Annotated in this window: 22 protein-coding genes; 3 read left to right on the top strand and 19 right to left on the bottom strand. The window is 71.6% G+C overall.

Features of this window, described 5'->3' with window-relative positions:
- Positions 1-138: 138 nt before the first annotated feature.
- From ACGFRB_RS23615 to ACGFRB_RS23605, 3 genes are read left to right on the top strand one after another with little or no spacing between them, the layout of a single operon-like run.
- Positions 139-558: a hypothetical protein gene (locus ACGFRB_RS23615; protein WP_393245643.1), complete on the top strand. Its 420-nt coding sequence runs from the start codon at positions 139-141 to the stop codon at positions 556-558.
- A gap of 29 nt (positions 559-587) precedes the next feature.
- Positions 588-788: a hypothetical protein gene (locus ACGFRB_RS23610; protein WP_393245641.1), complete on the top strand. Its 201-nt coding sequence runs from the start codon at positions 588-590 to the stop codon at positions 786-788.
- 29 nt (positions 789-817) lie between these two features.
- Complete coding sequence (locus ACGFRB_RS23605; RefSeq protein WP_393245639.1) at positions 818-1,102, top strand: hypothetical protein; 285 nt, start codon at positions 818-820, stop codon at positions 1,100-1,102.
- A 159-nt stretch (positions 1,103-1,261) separates the two neighbouring features.
- Here ACGFRB_RS23605 and ACGFRB_RS23600 read toward each other — a convergent pair whose 3' ends face one another.
- The 19 genes from ACGFRB_RS23600 to ACGFRB_RS23510 all read right to left on the bottom strand — a co-directional run bounded on the left by ACGFRB_RS23600 (position 1,262) and on the right by ACGFRB_RS23510 (position 16,055).
- A complete protein-coding gene (locus tag ACGFRB_RS23600) occupies positions 1,262-1,849 on the bottom strand; it encodes a DUF317 domain-containing protein (protein WP_393245637.1) in 588 nt (195 codons plus the stop codon).
- A gap of 188 nt (positions 1,850-2,037) precedes the next feature.
- Positions 2,038-2,361 carry a hypothetical protein gene (locus tag ACGFRB_RS23595; protein WP_393245635.1) on the bottom strand — a complete coding sequence of 108 codons (324 nt, stop codon included), beginning with the start codon at positions 2,359-2,361 and terminating at the stop codon, positions 2,038-2,040.
- A 79-nt stretch (positions 2,362-2,440) separates the two neighbouring features.
- Positions 2,441-2,752 carry a DUF317 domain-containing protein gene (locus ACGFRB_RS23590; RefSeq protein WP_393245634.1) on the bottom strand — a complete coding sequence of 104 codons (312 nt, stop codon included), beginning with the start codon at positions 2,750-2,752 and terminating at the stop codon, positions 2,441-2,443.
- Positions 2,753-3,213: 461 nt separating this feature from the next.
- The gene (locus ACGFRB_RS23585) at positions 3,214-3,651 is read right to left on the bottom strand and encodes a hypothetical protein (RefSeq protein ID WP_393245632.1); all 438 of its coding nucleotides are present in this window, start codon (positions 3,649-3,651) and stop codon (positions 3,214-3,216) included.
- Between the two features lie 26 nt (positions 3,652-3,677).
- Positions 3,678-5,219, bottom strand: a complete 1,542-nt coding sequence (locus tag ACGFRB_RS23580) for a restriction endonuclease fold toxin-2 domain-containing protein (RefSeq protein ID WP_393245630.1) — start codon at positions 5,217-5,219, stop codon at positions 3,678-3,680.
- 215 nt (positions 5,220-5,434) lie between these two features.
- On the bottom strand, positions 5,435-7,123 hold the full coding sequence (locus tag ACGFRB_RS23575; protein ID WP_393245628.1) for a collagen binding domain-containing protein: 1,689 nt from the start codon (positions 7,121-7,123) through the stop codon (positions 5,435-5,437).
- A gap of 84 nt (positions 7,124-7,207) precedes the next feature.
- Complete coding sequence (locus ACGFRB_RS23570; RefSeq protein WP_393245627.1) at positions 7,208-7,687, bottom strand: hypothetical protein; 480 nt, start codon at positions 7,685-7,687, stop codon at positions 7,208-7,210.
- 16 nt (positions 7,688-7,703) lie between these two features.
- Positions 7,704-8,507, bottom strand: coding sequence for a DUF317 domain-containing protein (locus ACGFRB_RS23565; RefSeq protein ID WP_393245625.1), 804 nt, complete (start codon positions 8,505-8,507; stop codon positions 7,704-7,706).
- Positions 8,508-8,533: 26 nt separating this feature from the next.
- Positions 8,534-9,727 (bottom strand): hypothetical protein, encoded by a 1,194-nt coding sequence (locus ACGFRB_RS23560; protein WP_393245623.1) that lies wholly within the window; start codon positions 9,725-9,727, stop codon positions 8,534-8,536.
- Between the two features lie 45 nt (positions 9,728-9,772).
- On the bottom strand, positions 9,773-11,038 hold the full coding sequence (locus ACGFRB_RS23555) for an MFS transporter (RefSeq protein ID WP_393245621.1): 1,266 nt from the start codon (positions 11,036-11,038) through the stop codon (positions 9,773-9,775).
- Positions 11,039-11,069: 31 nt separating this feature from the next.
- Positions 11,070-11,495 carry a hypothetical protein gene (locus ACGFRB_RS23550; RefSeq protein WP_393245619.1) on the bottom strand — a complete coding sequence of 142 codons (426 nt, stop codon included), beginning with the start codon at positions 11,493-11,495 and terminating at the stop codon, positions 11,070-11,072.
- Complete coding sequence (locus ACGFRB_RS23545) at positions 11,492-12,388, bottom strand: winged helix-turn-helix transcriptional regulator (RefSeq protein ID WP_393245617.1); 897 nt, start codon at positions 12,386-12,388, stop codon at positions 11,492-11,494. The genes ACGFRB_RS23550 and ACGFRB_RS23545 overlap by 4 nt, the downstream gene beginning before the upstream one ends.
- A 35-nt stretch (positions 12,389-12,423) precedes the next feature.
- Positions 12,424-12,837, bottom strand: coding sequence for a hypothetical protein (locus ACGFRB_RS23540; protein ID WP_393245615.1), 414 nt, complete (start codon positions 12,835-12,837; stop codon positions 12,424-12,426).
- The gene (locus ACGFRB_RS23535; RefSeq protein WP_393245614.1) at positions 12,838-13,176 is read right to left on the bottom strand and encodes a hypothetical protein; all 339 of its coding nucleotides are present in this window, start codon (positions 13,174-13,176) and stop codon (positions 12,838-12,840) included.
- Complete coding sequence (locus ACGFRB_RS23530) at positions 13,173-13,616, bottom strand: hypothetical protein (protein ID WP_393245612.1); 444 nt, start codon at positions 13,614-13,616, stop codon at positions 13,173-13,175. Before ACGFRB_RS23530 ends, ACGFRB_RS23535 begins: the two co-directional genes overlap by 4 nt.
- A gap of 36 nt (positions 13,617-13,652) precedes the next feature.
- Positions 13,653-13,841 carry an SH3 domain-containing protein gene (locus tag ACGFRB_RS23525; RefSeq protein WP_393245610.1) on the bottom strand — a complete coding sequence of 63 codons (189 nt, stop codon included), beginning with the start codon at positions 13,839-13,841 and terminating at the stop codon, positions 13,653-13,655.
- Between the two features lie 282 nt (positions 13,842-14,123).
- Positions 14,124-14,828, bottom strand: a complete 705-nt coding sequence (locus tag ACGFRB_RS23520) for a hypothetical protein (RefSeq protein WP_393245608.1) — start codon at positions 14,826-14,828, stop codon at positions 14,124-14,126.
- A 123-nt stretch (positions 14,829-14,951) separates the two neighbouring features.
- Positions 14,952-15,290: an SH3 domain-containing protein gene (locus ACGFRB_RS23515; RefSeq protein WP_393245606.1), complete on the bottom strand. Its 339-nt coding sequence runs from the start codon at positions 15,288-15,290 to the stop codon at positions 14,952-14,954.
- A 117-nt stretch (positions 15,291-15,407) separates the two neighbouring features.
- Entirely contained in the window at positions 15,408-16,055 is a 648-nt protein-coding gene (locus tag ACGFRB_RS23510) for a hypothetical protein (protein ID WP_393245604.1), read from the bottom strand.
- Positions 16,056-16,093 lie beyond the last annotated feature (38 nt).

Genomic DNA, 16,093 nt, shown 5'->3' with positions numbered 1-16,093 from the left:
GGCACTTGACCGGCCACTGCGAGAGTTCGGGCTTCCCGGTCCAGGCGTTCAGGGATTCGCAAGTTGCCGCAGGTCAGCCTGCCGGGGCATCCTCGTCATCCGCCGCAGGGGTGCGGCAGGCGAGCGAGGGGAGGCCGTATGTTCGGGCGCAGGAAGGCGAAGAACAACGTGGAGGGGCTGGGGCCGGCAGGTGTGCCGTGGCTGGACTACCCGCAGTGGCCTCGGGAGCAGCAGCCCGAGGGCCGCCCGGACGAGCAGCAGCCGGTGGTCGACGACTTCCTGCCGGAGAGCTTGCGTATCGATCCCGACCGCAACCGGTTCATGGTGTGGCCCAGCCCTTTGGTTGTCGAGGGCGAGGTCCGTACCTGCACGAAGTGCGGCTTGTACCGCAACTTCGCGATCCTGGCGACCCAGGGACGTATCTGGCTGCGGTGCCCCGTCGGCCACACCACGCTGGATCCGGCCCTCGACATCGCCTGGTACAACCGCCACAGCGGGCCCGCCGACGCGACCTTCGGCTCTCTGGAAGAGGGGCTGCGCGGCTACGGTCTCGCCTGACCGTTGCCTTTGCGGCCACCGTCTTCCAGGTGAGAACCCGAATCACGCCCGCCCCGCCTCTGGGTGAGGAACAATGGGCACAGATCCTCACCGTTCGCGCGAACGGCCGGTCGCAGGTGACGCAGCAGATCATTGTCCGCGACGGTTCCTTGCTCGTGGTGCTCTCCGGCTCCCCCTCCGAGGTCAAGCTTCACGTCGACAGGGCCCTGGACAAAGCCGCTGCCCGCTGATTCCTGCCCCTCGTTTCCGGGAGGTCCCGTTGTCCGAACTACTCGCCCCCGAACAGCTCGAACGACTCGCCACGCAAGTCGGCTCGCTCGGCAGGTTGTTCCTGCGGCTGGCCGCGTACGGGTTCGACAACGAACAGCTCCTCGGCGCCCGGCTGATCGGTCCGGGCCGGGTGCACGTGCCGGAGCGCGGGACGACCACGCGGGCGCTGACCGAGCTGGCGGCCCTCATGGGCGATCGCAACGCCCAGACCGTACGAGAGGCGGGCATCCGCGCCGTGGTCGCACACCGCAGGGGAGCACTCGCCGAGGAGTAGCCAGAACGCCGCACCGTGACGGATGGGCCCTCACCCGAGGCAGAAGGTACAAACAACGGCCCGGGGCCAGGTTGATGAACCTGGCCCCGGGCCGTTGGCATTACGAGAGATCGCCAAGGTGCTGCGCGGGCCGGCCTCCTGGAGGCCGGACGCCGGTGGTCAGACCGTCGGTCGTAGGCAGAGCTGACCCCTGCTGCTGTCGGGCAGGGTGTGGCGCAGTACCGGTTCGGGGGATGCGAGCGAGGCGGCGAAGGCGGCGACGAGGTCGTGCGGGGTGGAGGCGGAGAAAACGGCCGTCCACAGGTAGCCGGCCCCGATTCGCGGTTCGCACCACGCCTGCCAGCCGGACGGTTCGGTGGCGAGGACGTCGCCGTCCTGGATACCGTCTTCAGGAAGGGCGCCCAGGGCCATGCCCGCGGCGAGCCGCGGATCGCAGACGATGGTGTGATCGTCGATGTCCCGGGTCCAGCCTCGTTCGGCCAGGGTCTCGAAGACCAGGTGCGGGCCGGCGTACCCGTGTGCCGGGTCCGGGCGGGCCGCCAGGGCGAGCAGGAAGTCGGCGACCGTCTCGGGCGGGACGCCGGTGGAGAAGTAGGCGGTCCACTGCGCAAGTCCGGCCTCGTCCGCACGAGCGGATACCGTCCAGGCCACAGGGCGGTCGCCCAGGAGGATCGGCTCGTCGGGCAGGACCCATTGGGCCCACCGCAGGGCGTCCGGTGCGATGTAGAGGCTGGTGCTGCGTACCACCTGGCGGGACCGGTCCGGCTCGCTCGGTTCGCGTCGGCCGCGGACGAGCGTGAGCTGGGTCCAGCCGGCCTCGGTAAGACGGGAGGCGACATGGTCGGCGAGCGCGCCGTCGTCGCCAGCCAGGTGTCGGGGGGTGACCCACCATGCGGGAAGAGCAGGAAGTACGGGGTCCGAGGGCGGGATCGGGGTCAGTAGCGCTCCTTCTCATCGGGGGTAAGCGGTGTGACGGCGCGCAGCCGTCGGCGAGTGGTCCTCGGCGGGTCGGCGGGCGGCATCCAGGTCAGGGCCTGGGCGACCGACCGGGGCAGGTGTCCGTACTGCACGGCCTTTGGGTCTTCGGCGAGGTACGCCGTCGACCGGCCGTCCAGGTCTTCACCGAGGACGACGTCGGCAAGCCGGTGCGCCATCGGGAAGAAGGGGTTGATCGCGAGGCGGACCGGGGTGTCCGGGTCGAGGGCGGAGAGGCGGCTGATCAGGTCGCGGACGGTCAGGTCGGGGCCGGGCGTGGGCAAGTGCGCTCCTTGCATGCGGTCACACGAATGCTGCGGGTCCTGGTGGCTCGGCGTGGCGGGCCGGTTCACGGTGCCGGGTTCAGAGGCGCGCGGCGGTGGCCAGGACTTCGGCGATGACGGCCGCGACCAGCCGGGCCGGGGTGTCCGGGTGGAAGACCGCTTTGTAGCCGGGGACGCGGGCGGTGCCGGTGATGGCGAGGACCCAGCCCTCCTGTTCGGCGCCCGGCCGGCCGGCCGGGAAGTGGCCGAGGTAGAAGCGTCCGTCGGCGGAGGCGATGTGGGTGTCGGCGCGGTCGTCGACGATGAAGTGGAAGTCGCCGTTCGCGGCGGGGAAGGTGTCGGTGACGTCGGTCGGCTGGCCCGGACCGATCAGCCATTCGCGGAGTCTCAAGTCCGTGATCGTGGTGCGGAATCCAGCAGACGGTAGCTCGACCGTCACGGGCATCACCTCTTTGACATGCAGTTTTCCGGTTCTTCCGGAACGGGTCGTTCAGGTTGACATGCGTCCGGCCGGCGCACCAGTCCTTGTGCGGTCTTTCCTGTCTGCCGGGGGCGAACTGGGGTCGTGGCGTGCGCGCCAGTGACCGTCCGCACTCCCCTCGCGCACCGGTGAGCCAAGAACGGGAGCCGGTGGCCGTATCCCCTCGGCGGGCTCGGGCAGGTCTCTTCCCTCATCTCTGCCGCTGCGTCCGCCCGCACCATGGCGGGCGCCTTGCCTGACGGGGCCTCCGCTACCGGTTCGACTTGGCGGGGCCCTATCTCAAGCCCGGATACGGCGAAGGGTCCCCTCGCGGCATTACCTCTGCACGGCTGCATCCCGGAGTCCGACGAACGGCGCGATTTCAGGACCTGTCAGTCCAGTCCGGTGGCTTCGAGGTGGGCGAAGAAGGTGGCCACGAGGCGGGGGCGAGGAACGTCGGGGACGAGCTCTTCGGGCATGTCGGCTTCCAGGCCCCATTCCGTCGTGAAGGTGATACTGGTGCCGGCCGGAACGATGCTTCCCCTCAGCCACCGCACGACCTCCGCTGCGGCAAGGGCCGTGCAGTCCTCGATGGCGATGCCGTCCGGGGACAGTTTCGCCATGCCCTCCAGCACTTCCTCGCCGACAGTGATGCCGAAGTGCATGACGGACCCGCGGATGGGTCCCCCTTCGTCGATTCGGACGAACGCGTCCGCGTCCCGTTCACGCAGCTTGCGCTCAAGCACCTCGTAGGTCAGGCCCCAAGTGGAGCCTTCGGCGGGGCCGAAGATGTACATGGTGCGGAGTTCGGCCAGTTCGGACGCGTCCACGTGCTCGCTCTCTCTTCGCGTGTCGGTCAGGGTACGTATCGGGCATAGCCCTTGACACCGTAAGCGGCCATCATCACGCGCCAGTAGGCGACGGAGTCCGCGTTGTTGGTGACCGTCTCCACGCCCCGCATCTCCGCGTTGCGCGGGTCGTTGAGCGCGGCGTTGTACTTCGCCAGCTCCTTGCGGTCCCCGTCGTACAGGAAATCCTTCCTGCCGGTCCGGTGGTTCTCACGGAGTTCATCGAGCGAGCGGTAGCACGGCTTGTCCGGTTTGTTGACGTACTTGGCCTCGATCGCCATGCCGTCGCTGTCCCGGAAGCCGTCGACCATCAGCGTGCTGTTGGCGCTCATGCCAGACGGGATGGGAACCTCGTACTCCGGGTATCCCGCGACCCGCTTCTGGTAGGCGACCTCGGCGGGCCTCCCGCCCGATACGTCGCCCGCGCGCAGGGAGTTCAGCCAGGTCTGGAAGTTCTGCTGCTCGGGGGCGGTGAGGGGCGGGAAGCGGGGGTTCGGCGGCGTCGGCGGGGTGACCGGTTGCACACGAGGGCCGTTCGGCGGCCGATAGGCGACGGGCACGAGGAGGGGTGTCCGGATCAGCGGTGCGATGAGAGGCGGCAGGGACGGCAAGGGCAGGAAGCCGCCTCTGTCCGGCTGCGGCATGGGGACCTTGGACTGTGAGCTGTCGAGCGCGGGCGGGATGTTGCCCAGGCTCGCTATGTGCATGTCGCCCGCGACAAGCTCGTGCAGCCCGCCGTCGTGCCCCTCTCCCCCAAACTGGGGCTGCTCCCAGAGGGGGAGCGGCTCGCCGAAGAGAGGGTCGTTCTGTTCCGGGATCCGCTTCAGGGCGGTCTCGATGTGATCCGCGTACGCGTCGCATGCGTGGGCGATCATCCGGCAGGCGGACGGCAGGTTCGCCATCAGAGTCTCGTCCTCGCCGACGCGGGACGAAGGTGGTGTTTTGCCGACGAAAGCGGTGAAGAAGGTCCGGACGGCGTCGGCGGTCTCGCCGAGCTGCTGGGCGCTCGCGGTGCGCCAGGCGCTTTCGGAGTCCCAGTAGGCGTCGTCCATAATGGCCGCTGCCGACCGCCAGACGTTGGCCGTCTTGCGGAGCTTGTCCCGCTGGCCGTGGAAGCGGGAGCTGAACAGATACTGGTCGCTCCAGCTGGTCTCGCCGACGACCTCGGGAAGTTCTTCGGCATTGTGGCTGGCGCGCGGACTGCAATCCGGTTTCGCCGGCTGGGCGCCGATGCCGAGATCCGTACTCTGGCCGAGCAGGGAGGCGGCGATCGCGCTCTCCTGCTTGAGGAAGTCCTCGGTGGCCTTGAGTATGGCGCCCGCGCCGTTCGCCATCACCTGATGGGCGAGGCCGGCTGCATCGAAGACGGTCTTCACGGCCGGCTTGTAGACGGCGGCGAAGGCCCGGCCGGCGTTGTCGTCGCCCGCCATCCCACCATGGCTGCTGAGTTCCGTGAACAGCAGCCCCACCATGTCGTAGATCAGGTCCCGCAGCCGCACCATCGACCACGAGGCGTTGACGTAATTCGTGGCCTTGTGCTGAAGATTCAACTTCCCTCGCCCCCTCGCCCAGCAGGCTGTTCGACGGACCCTACACGCCTACGAAGGGGGCACCCGGCCATGTAGGGCACTGTCGAATGTCTATGGCCGATTTCCGCTGGCGCAGGTCGGGATGCTGCGGGCGATGGCTCCCTGCACGTGCGCCCGGCGGTGCGATGCAGGTGCAGGAAATGCCTTGGGGCCCGCGGCTGCGGGCCCCAAGGATGTCAGTTGGTCGTCGTGTCGGTGCGCCGGCGGCGGGTGAGGTAGTACAGGCCGCCGCCGGCGGCGAGCAGGCCGGTGGCCCCGGCGATCAGCCACGGGGTGGTGTCGGCGCCGGTACGGGCCAGGGAGCCGGACGGCGGGGTGCTGGGCCTGGCCGGGGGCGTCGTGGGCGGGGTGTTCGGGCTCGGCGGCGGGGTCGGGGTGCGCTGGTCGGTGAGGGTGACGGTGAGGTCTTCGGCGGGGTGGGCGGTGAACGTGACGGGTGTGGTGTCGAGCTGGTAGCCGTCGGGGGCCTGTGTCTCGGCGGCCCAGTAGCGGGTGCCGGCCTTCAGGGTGACGTCGAGGTCTGCCTGGGCGGCGCCGTTCGTGCCGGTGGTCAGCGTGGCGAGAGTCTTCCCGGGGATGCGTTTGCCGGTCTTGTCCGTCTCGTCTGCCCGGATGGCGATGACCGTGCCCGCGAGTGTCTCGCCGGTGTTCTTGTCGGTCTTCTTCACCGTCAAGGTGGCCTTCTTGAACGGGTCGACGATGTCGAGGGGGTTGGACTGGGCGGTGTGTCCGGCGGTGATCGTGATCGTCTGATCGGACACGAGGGCGTGCAGGGGGCTGCCGGAGGAGGTTTCGCGCAGGCGGTAGGTGCCGGCCTTCAGCTGGTCGAAGACGAGGACGCCCTGCTCGTCGGTGGTGCCCTCGGCGGCCTTCTTGCCGTCCTTGTCCAGGAGCTGGAAGGCGGCGCCGGCCAGGCGGGTGCCCTCGGGGTCCTTCTTGCGGATCGTGACGCCGCCGGTCGCTTCGTCGATGGTGACGGCCGCCGAGTCCTGCATGCTCGTGGTGCCGCCCGCGAGGAGCATGCGCTGGGCTGCGGTGTTCTTCGGGGTGAGGACCGCGAGGTCGGTGGTGGGCAGGCCGCCGGCCTTCGCCGCGATGTCGGCGGTGCCGGGTGTCTTCGCGGTGAAGGACCAGGTCGCGTGGCCGGCCTCGTCGGTGGTGACCTTGCCCGTGGTGGTGCCCGATCCGGTCTCGGCCAGGTCGACGGTCACCTTCGGCACGGGCTTGCCCGCGCTGGTGGTGACCGCGACGGTGACGGTGACCTTCGTACCGGCGGTGGTGGCCTTCACCGACGGGGTGATCGTGAGGGTGTAGGGGCCGGCGAGCCGCTCGGCCTCGGCGACGTACTGCTGGGCGAGGGTGCGGGCCGTCGGGGAGACGACCGGATAGGCCAGACGCTGCTTGCCGCGCGCGCCGTCGAGGGCGTAGGTGCCGCCGGCCAGGTACTCGTAGACGACCGCGTCGACCGCCGCTGCCTGCGCGGCGTCGCGGGTCTGTCCGTACTTGCCGATGACGTATGCCGCTCGGGAGACGGATTCCTTCGGGACGGCCTTGCCGGTGACCGACGAGGTCCAGGAGGTGAGCGGCTGTGGGGCGCTGTAGCCGCCGGCGTCGGCCGGGCCGCGGCGTTCGGGGTCGGCGCAGTAGGTCTCGGTGTCGCCGTGGACGGCCGGGCCGGGCGGGCCGTAGGCGCCGATGTGGCTGGCGTCGGCGTTTCCTTCGGAGTCCGGGATCGTGTAGCCGGGGCCGAGGAGCCCGCCGGCCGGCGGAGTCGCCAGGGCCGGGGCGGCGAGGAACATGCCCCCCGCCACACATGCGGCGACGGCGGCGGCAAGGTGGGCGGGACGAGCGGCGTGAAGGCGCATGAAGAGAAAGGGGTCCTGTCGGTGAAGAAGCGGAGTCGGGTGGAGGGGTGAGCCGGGCGCGCGGCGGCGCCGGTGGTCCGCGGGTTATCGGTGGCGGGCCGCAGCGGCAGCCGGCGGCGCGGCCACGGCTTGGGTGGTGAGGCGCGGCCGGGTGCGCGTCGATGGGGCGCCGGGGAACCAGATCTGGACGTACTGGTCGATCGCTGCCTTGAGGTGGGTGACGTCGATGCCGATCCACGGCGGTGTTTCCGTGTCGTGCCAGTCGGTGAACGTGCCGTAGGCCCCTTCCCCGGGCCTGGTTCCCATGCGCTGGTCGCGGGCGGCGAAGGCGCCGTGGTCGGCGAAGGTCAGCAACTGGGTGTCGATGCTGCCGCGTTCGGGGTGGACGGCCTCGACGCGCAGAGCGTCGTAGCGCTTGTGGTAGCGGGCATCGGAGAAGTCGATGCGCAGCCGGAGTGGCTGGTCGGGTGAGGGCTGGGCGTAGTAGGTGTCTGCGACGACGGTCGCCTCGGGGTAGGGGAGGGGGAGGTGGTCGGTGAAGAACTGCTCGGCGAACAGGGGCACGGGCGGGTCCTGTGGGTCAGCGGCGGGCGGCGGGGCGCGCGGGCGCGGCAGGGGTGGTGGTGCTCCAGCGCGGGACGCTGGCGGCGGTGGCGGGCCGTCGGGTGGCGATGCGGGGCCGGATGTCCCGGGGCGTGGGGGCCGGCGGGGTGATGGGGGTCAGCTGGGCTCGGGCGGCGAGGCCCGCGGCCAGGTGCTGGTGCCAGCGGGCGACAGGAGCGGGGTCGGTGAACGCTTGCGCGGTGACGGCGATGAGGTGGTCCGGGGCCTGGGTGGTGAAGCTGATCTCCGCCCGGGTTCCCCACCCGTCGGGTCCCGCCCACAAGGTCACGTACTCCTCGTTGCGCTGGACGAGGTCGATGTCGGCGCCGGCGTGGCCGTCGGGAGAGGTGAGGTAGATGAAGCCGTCGTTCCTGTGCTGCGTCCACCCGGCGTCGAGCAGGGGTCTCACGCCCCTTGCCCAGTAGACGGAGGGTGCCGCGAGGAAGCGGTCTTCGCCTTCGGCCCAGTCCTGGGCGAGCTGGGCGGTGAGAGCGCCGACGAGCTCGGCCGGAGTGTTTTGATTGGCGGTGGCGGTCCAGCGGGCCGCGAGTACGGCGTCCGGTGCGGCGCTGATCGTCCACAGGTCGTGGTCGTCCCCGGCCCAGCCGATCCGGATGCGGTGGTCCGGGCTGGTGACGACGAGTTGGTGGGGGCCTTCGTCGAGGTGGTGGTGCGGCCAGTGCGCGACGGGCGCGAAGCCGGCGTCGCCGGTGCCGGAGGATCCGGCCAGGTACCGGGGAGTGACGTAGACATCGCCGTCGACGGGCTGCGGAGCGGACAAGGGGGAACTCCCTGGTGCGGTGGTGGTCAGCGGGCAGCGGCGGCGGTGCGCGCGAGTGGAGCGGGGCCGGGCGGCAGGGCGGTGGTCAGCGGGCGGGGCGTACGCGCGGCGGCGCAGGCTTCGGCGACCAGCCGGCGCTTGAGGCTGGTCCGCTCGGTGGGGGTGAGGCCGGCCAGTCCGTCACTGGCGGTGCGCTGTTGCAGCCCGGTCAGCATGCGGGCGGCGGCGTCCGGCTGTTCGGCGACAAGACGGTCGATGGCCTTGTCGACGGCGCGGAGGCGAAGCGCCTCCCGTGGACTGGTGCGGCTGCTGTCGGTGACGGTGGCGGCGTAGTGATTCAGCAGGCGCGTGTGTTCGACACGGCGCTGCCAGACCGCTACGAGGAACCGGCGCGCGGCGAGGACCGCTTTCGCGTCGGCTTCCGGCAGGTCGTAGACGTCGTCGGGCAGCCGTCCGAGAGCGGAGTTGCTGGAGGCGCGGGCCACCGGGACGGTGAGGTCGGTGAGTTCTGCCAGGGCCTTGGCCCAGCGTCGCTGGAGCAGGGGGTGGCGTAGTTCGGTGATGCGGTCGGCCTGGTCACGGGCGTCTGCTGCGACCGCTCCGCGGAAGGCGACGGGGCCCTTGGCCAGCAGTCGCTCCACCTCCGGGGTGCGCGGGGCGTCGAGGTAGCCGTCGCTCCAGCCGTTCTCGACGACGTCGAGTACGTCGGCCGCCGGGGGGCGGACGGGGAGTCCGGCCTCGGTGAGCGTCTGGGCGAGCAGACGCTCGAAGTGGTCGGGCAGGGCCGCGGTCAGCCAGCCGCGCGCGACGAGAACCACGTCGGTCTGCGGCCCACCGCCCGCGGCGCGTCGGCGGGCGTCTTCCCGGCGCTCGGTGGCAAGGGCGCGTTCGGTCTCCTGCAGGGCGGTGCGTACGCGGCGCAGGAGGCGGCCGGTCCGGGCGGTGCGGGCGTCGCGGTGGTACGTCATCCGCTCGACGGCGATCTGGAGGTCGCCCGAGGCGTAGGTCAGTGCGTCCCGCAGGGGCTCCAGGCGCCGGGGGTCGCGAAGGAAGTGGTGCTGGGCGGGACGCAGGAGGCCGTCGGCGTCGGCTACCGCGGCCGTGACCAGCTGGTCGAACCGCGTCTCGATGTAGAGGGCGAAGGTCTGGTCGTCGAGGTCGGCGACCTCGGCGAGGCGCAGGCGCGATCCGTGCGGGGTGCTGTCGGACGGCTCGGTCATGTCAACAGGTCCTTGGTGCGGTGCGGGCGTGGACGGTAAATGAGGTCAGGGGGTGGTGGCCGGGCGCTGTACGGCGGGGTGGGTACGGAGCTTGGCGAAGGACAGGGCGAGTCCGAGGGTCTGCAGGGCGGCGCAGGCGGTGATGACGTGACCGAGCAGGTCGGGCGGCGTGAGCGCGACGAGGGCCCCGGCGACCGGGAACGGGGCGAGCAGCAGCAGGATGATCAAGGAGAGCGTGCTGCCGAACACTTCGGCCGGGATCAGGCGGGCGCGCAGGGTCCGCAGGACCACGGTCATCCCGGCCTCGCCGGCCATCAGCAGCGCCACCAGGACGAGGAAGACCAGGTACGTGGGGGCGGCGGATACGGCGAGGCACGTGGCGGAGGCGAGGGCGGCGGCTGCGGCGCCGACGGGCCACAGGCCCGCGCGGTCGATGGCGAATCGGGCGAGGGTGACCATGGCCAGGGAGGCGAGGGCGGCGGCCGACCAGAGAAGTCCGACCTGGCTGCTCGTGCCGCCGAAGTGCTGGACGACGAGCACGGGGCCGGCGGCCTGGACGAGGCCGATCGCCATGTTCGACAGCAGCAGTCCGACGCACAGCCAGCCCAGGGCGGGCAGCGAGCGCAGCGTCGACCATCCGGTCCTCATCCCCTGGACGACGGGGACGGGTGCCTCGCGCGGCCACCGCGGGCGCTGGCGCGGGGCGAGCACGGCGCACAGCACGGAGCAGGCGGCGATGGTGGTGAGCATGCCGGTCGCGCCCACGTATTCGAGCAGGAAGCCGGCCAGGGCCGGGCCGGCGAGGGTGGAGCAGTGGTCGATGCCGAGCAGAGCGGCCTGGACCCGGTGGCCGGCGTCTCCGGCGTCCCGGCTGGCGGCCCCGCCGGCGCTCTCGCCCGCGATGTAGCAGAACTCGCACAGCACGCCCGTCGCGGCGGCCAGCGCCATGACGGTGACCACCGCGACCGTGCCGGTGCCGGCCGCGGGCAGGACGGCGGCGGCGCCCAGGGCGACCGCGGCGCGCGCGAGCGAGGCGATGCGCATCACCCGGGTGCTGCCGATCCGGTCCACCGCCGCGCCCGCGAGCGCGAACGCCGAGAGCCGGGGCACCCATTCGCAGACGAAGGCCAGTCCGGTCAGGGCGGCCGAGCCGGTGACGGCGAGCACGAGCAGCGGGATGCCGTAGGTGCTCATCGCGAACGCGGCGGCGTCCGCGGCCCGCGGTACATAGAGGCCGCGCACGGGGCCGAAGTCGGGGATGCGGGCGTGGCGCCCGGCCGGCGGCCGAGGCTGAACAGACGTACGGGGCATCGGTTTTCCGGTGGGGTAGTACGGGGCTGGGTCAGCGGCGGGCGGCACGGCGAGCCGGAGCCGGGCTCGGTGCGGGGCGGGAGGCCGGGGCTGCGGGCGGGGATGCCTTCTTGTAGGCGGCGCACAGGGCGGTCAGGTGCTGGACAGCGGCACCGCGGCGGGCCAGGAGCATGTCGATACGCAGGCCCGTGAGCTGCAGGACACCGTCGGTGGAGCGATGGCGGTACTGGTCGCGGCCTTCGGTGATGACCTTGAGCTGGTCGATGGCGTACTCGGCGAGCGACTGCAGCTGCTCGTCGATGCCGTCAAGCTCGTCGGCTTCCTTCCGGACCAGCCCAGCAAGTTCGGCCAAGACGTCGCCGCCCGATTCGCGGGCGGACGGGATGCCGCCGAGCAGGGAGCGGACCGTGGCCTGCCCGAGCAGCGAATCCTGCCGCGACGGGGTGCGGCCGGTCACCGGCACGGTCCGCTCGCGGCCGAGGAGAACAGCTCGGCCGGCCGCCACGCCTTCACCGGCATAGGCCCGGCCGGCTGGGCGACCGCCGTGGTGGAGCGGGTGGAATTGCGGGCCTGATGGGCGGCCCACTGCCCGGACCGCGCGGCGGCCGGGAGCTGGACAGTCCCCCACAGCGGGTGGTCGTCGGTGTCCGACTGCGGCCGGCCGGACGCCCACGCGGCCACCGCCTGATAGACGGGTGCCAGCGCCCGGGCGGCATCGGTCAGGCATACCTGTTCACGACCCGCTTTCTCCAAGCCACCTGAGGCCGTGCGGGCGATGAGGCGGTCCTCCAGCAGCCTGTTCGCCGGAGAGTGCACCGCGCCGGCTGTCAGGTCGGGCATCGTCACCTTGCGCAGCGTGCTCAAGGTCGACGGTCCGCGTTCCCGAAGCGTCCACAGCAGGGTCGTGGCGTGCTTGTAGGTGATCAGGGCAAGGGTGTCCTCGGCGTTCTGCGCGGCCGGGATCCGCTCCGGCAGCCGGACCACCGTCGTCTTGCCGTCCTTCGTCACCGTCGTGTCGACGAGCCTCTTGTCCAGGTGCTGGTCGCCGTAGGCGGCCAGAGCGTGGAGGGTGGGCAGCAGCGCCCGGCCACGGTCGGTGAGTCCGTAGGAAACGTGCCGGTAGGTCACGGCGGTGCGCTCGACCAGCCCCGCTTCGCTCAGGCCGCGCAGCCGGGACGTGAGCTGGGCATCGCCGAGCCACGGCAGACGGGAGCGGACATCGCTGTAGCGCAGGGGCTGCTCATCGGCGGCGAGCGTCATGAGCACCCAGACGCTCCAGCGCGGCGCGATCATCTCCAGCGTCTCGACGACACGGGACAGTTCGGCGGACGGGACTCGGGCAGCGGCCACGGGAAGAACTCCAGGGGGCAAGAGGGGGGAAGGGGTTAGCGCGAGCGGGCCACGGCGGAGGCAGGAGCCGGCGGCGGCACGGCGGGCGAAAGCGCCTGCGGGGGATCGGGCTCGGCGGCGGGAACGCGGCGAAGACTTCGCAGAAGGTTGCCGAGGAGCCGGGCATTCGCGTCGCGGACGGTAACGGCCTGGGCCAGCCGCCGGGCGGCGTCGACGACGTGTCCCGCGTCCGTGTCCGTCACCGCGCACTCGGGGCCGGTCCGGCTGTGCAGCTGCTCGGCGTAGAACGGGATGGCGCGGTCGGCCTTCCGCAGAGTGTCGAAGGAGTCGAGCAGGGTGTAGAGCAAGGGGTCGGTCTCGGCTTCGGCTGCGAGTTCCCCGACCGGGCGGCCGTAGAGGGCCTCGATCCGCTCCCCCGCGCTCCGCGAGGCGGCGTACGGATCGAACACTCAACGCCCCTGAGCAGCCGCCGCCTTCGCGACCGGCAGGGCCGGGGGAAGGACGCTGGTCACAGCGGGAGCCGGGCGGGCGGCCGGTGGCGGCATCGAGGCCAGCAGGGAGTCCAGCGCCCGCTGGTAGCCGCCTCGGGCGTCGAGCGCGGCCTGCATCCAGTACACGTCCGTCTGCAGAGCCTCGGCTGACAGCCCGTCCAGATCTCCGCCTGGAGCCATGCTCTCGCGGACCCGGTCCCGTACGCGGACGACCTGGTCGTACAGCTCGGCCATCGGGGCGCCGAACCGTCTTTCCAGGGCGGTGTCGCGGCTGCTCGGCTTGCGGGCGGTGCTCACCGTGCCGCCCGGGCGGTCCGGACGGGGCGGGCCGGCACCGCCGTGGGCAGCGTGGTGGTCAGCCGTGATACCGGCCGTGCTCGGGTGGCGGGCTGCTCGGCCATGGCCTCCAGGAGCGAGCGCAGCCGCTCGGCGTGGGCGTCGCGCTGTTCGACGGCGCCGTTCACCTGCTGCGCGAGGCCCATCACCGGGTCGTCGAGGATGTCGCCGACGGCGGTTTCCAGGGCGGCGACGAGCCTGTCCTCGGCGTTCTCCAGGGCGTATTGCGCCTGGGTGAGCAGTCCGTGAGCGTGGACGACGTTGGTGGCGCCGGCGTGTGCGCGGGGTGCGGCTTTCACCGCGCGGGCCAGGTCGGCCAGCGGCATCGCGAAACGGTCTTCGATCTGCTGCGTGAGCACGGTGACGATCTCGCCGTCGAGGAAGTCGGGGATGTCGGACACGAAGAAGAACTCCAGGAGAAGGGGCCGGCGGAGGCGTTACGGGCGCATGGGCTCGTCGCGGCGGATTTGCGCGGCTTCGACCCATCCGGTGACACCGTCGGCGGTGGTGACGTGCCGCCAGCCGGCGGCCGTGGTCAGCACGGTGAACTCGTCGTCGCGGCGCAGCACGCCCACCACCGTCGCGTCGGACTGCGCGCGAGCGCGGATGGCGACGGCGAGAGCCACCACGCTCCACGCTGCCGGACGCCGTACCGGGCGAGGCGCGGACGCGGGCGTGCCACCGTTCAGAACGGTGGCCGTGATCGAGGTGGGTGAGTAGCACACGGCAAGGAGCTCCAGACCTGGAAGAACACGGGAATCGACCGCCCCGGAACAGGGCGGCGACATGGGCAAGGGTCCGGACAATCCCCGGTTTCGGAAACCGGGGATCGTCACGTATATTGCGCCCGTTTCCGCAGCTCACAGCTGCGTGGAAGTGACCCCAGCACCAGGCGGGTTTATGGGGCTTCAGCGCCCGGGTGACCGCGTCACGGTCGGCGCCGACGGGGCGACCGGCAGGCTCGAGGAGACCGGGCCACGCGCGGGCGAAGCGGGCGGAACAAGGGGCGGCGCTTCCTCTTCCATCCAGGCTCCCCACCATTCGGCGGCGTCCTCGCGGGTGGCGAAGCCGCCCTCGCTCAGGGTGTGAGTGCCGGTCCAGCGGTCGTAACTCTCCAGCAGGACACGGAACTCGGGCGAGTCCTGGGGGTCCAGGGCGCGCAGCACCACGGCGGTCTCGGGCTCCGCGCGCTGGTCGTCGGTGTAGCTGGTGAGCAGCGCGAACCGGCTTCCCGCTTCCCGTACTCGGGCCTCCAGGGCGCGAGTGGCATCGTCCGCACTCTTACGGGCCGCGGGGGTGGGGATGGCGCCGGCCGGGCAGCCCCGGCTGATCAGCCACGACTCGGCCATCGCGTACAGCGGGAGTTCCGCCGCGTCTGCCTGGTAGGTGCGTTCGCGCAGGTCCCGGGAGACGTGCACGGCCCGCAGTTGCGGGCTGCCCGGGATGCCCCAGGTGGCGGACTCGTCGTGCAGGACGAAGTAGGCGTCGGTCCAGGTGCGGTACTCGCCCAGCACCTTGAACTCCGTGCCCTCGAACAGGTCCAGGAGCTGCTCGTGGCCGGCGGATGTCGGTACGAAGTCCTCCGTCCCGAAGTCGGGATTCTGGTCGGTCACGGGTGGATTCGGCTTTCAGGAGAAGGGTGGGCGGGGATCCGCGCGGAGACGGTGGCCCGATGTGGCGCCGCCAGGGGCGCCGCACCGGGCGCGGCCGGGAGCCGGCCGCTACAGCGTCGGCGGTCAGTCGAGGCACATGCGCACGTCGCGGTAGACGTAGGTGCCCGAGACCCAGCCCTTCACGCCGGTGGTCAGGTCGGTGATGTAGTGCCAGCCGCCGGAGGAGGAGTGGACGGTGAAGCGGTGGCTCTTGTACAGGACGCCGACGACGGTGCTGTTGGTGGTGGCGCGGGAGCGGATGTTGACGGCGCTGGTGCCGATCATCCACGGGCCGGGCTGATCGCAGGCGCGGGCGAGAGGGAGGGCGGCGGGGGCGGGGGTCGCGGAGGCGGTCGCCGCGGAGCCCGGGATGACGAGGGTGGCCAGGGCGAGTACGGCCAGGGCGGCACGGTTGATACGCAAAGGGGGGTCTCCTGAATCCGGGAGGACAAGGGGTGCGCTGCCGGGAGCGGCGGCGATAGAGGTGGGGCCGGTGGCCGAAGGGGTCCCGTCCGCGGTGGATGCCGGCGGGCGGAATGTTCAGCGGTGGCGGGCCGAAGCCGGCCAGGCACCTACGAGCCGGGCCGGCGCGGCAGGCCGGGCGGGCGCGGGACGGCGGGAGCCGAGGAGCGCTTCGCGTCCGGCGGGGGTGAGGGTGACGGGCTGGCCGACGATGAGACCGCGGGAGGTGTCCCGGGAGACCAGGCCGTGCTTTTCCAGGCGCTGGTAGGCGGCGTAGTCCACCACTTGGGCCTGCTTGGTGCGGACCGAGACGCGGTGGGTATGCAGGTGCTGGCGCAGGGTCCCGCCGCGAACGAGGGAGAGCAGGACGGCGAAGTCGTGCGCGGTCAGCTCGCTGTCGGCCGGGCCCGGCGGCGGGGTGCTCGCTCGGACCGCCTCCAAGGCAGTGGCGGCGTGGGTGTGCCGGGCGTCGCGGACGGTGGTGGCCTCGGTCAGCTCGTGCACGGTCCGGCGGATCCGGTCGAGCAGGGCGTCGTCGACGGGGCGGGCGCCGGAGGCCAGGCTCGCCAGCAGGGTGCGGTGGTAGGCGACCGCGCTCTCCGCGACGCCGAGTTCGCGATGAGCGCTCGCCAGAGCGGCGCGCTCATCGGTGAGCAGGCCGGCTTGATGATCGCGGTGGAAGTCGGTGAGGTCTCCGACGATCTGCTCGATCTGCTGGTCCAGCACCGTCGGCACCGTGGTACGAGTGGACGCGGTCACGGACG

Source organism: Streptomyces sp. NPDC048718 (genome assembly GCF_043198875.1).
GTDB lineage: Bacteria > Actinomycetota > Actinomycetes > Streptomycetales > Streptomycetaceae > Streptomyces.
Note: the sequence above shows the minus strand (reverse complement) of the source record. Positions and strands in the feature narration are given on the sequence as shown.

What these genes read in the sequence shown, in the direction of transcription:
- ACGFRB_RS23615 (WP_393245643.1), top strand. Translation starts at nt 139, where the DNA reads ATGTTCGGGCGCAGGAAGGCGAAGAACAACGTGGAGGGGCTGGGGCCG.
- ACGFRB_RS23575 (WP_393245628.1), bottom strand. Translation starts at nt 7,123, where the DNA reads ATGCGCCTTCACGCCGCTCGTCCCGCCCACCTTGCCGCCGCCGTCGCC.
- ACGFRB_RS23560 (WP_393245623.1), bottom strand. Translation starts at nt 9,727, where the DNA reads ATGACCGAGCCGTCCGACAGCACCCCGCACGGATCGCGCCTGCGCCTC.
- ACGFRB_RS23555 (WP_393245621.1), bottom strand. Translation starts at nt 11,038, where the DNA reads ATGCCCCGTACGTCTGTTCAGCCTCGGCCGCCGGCCGGGCGCCACGCC.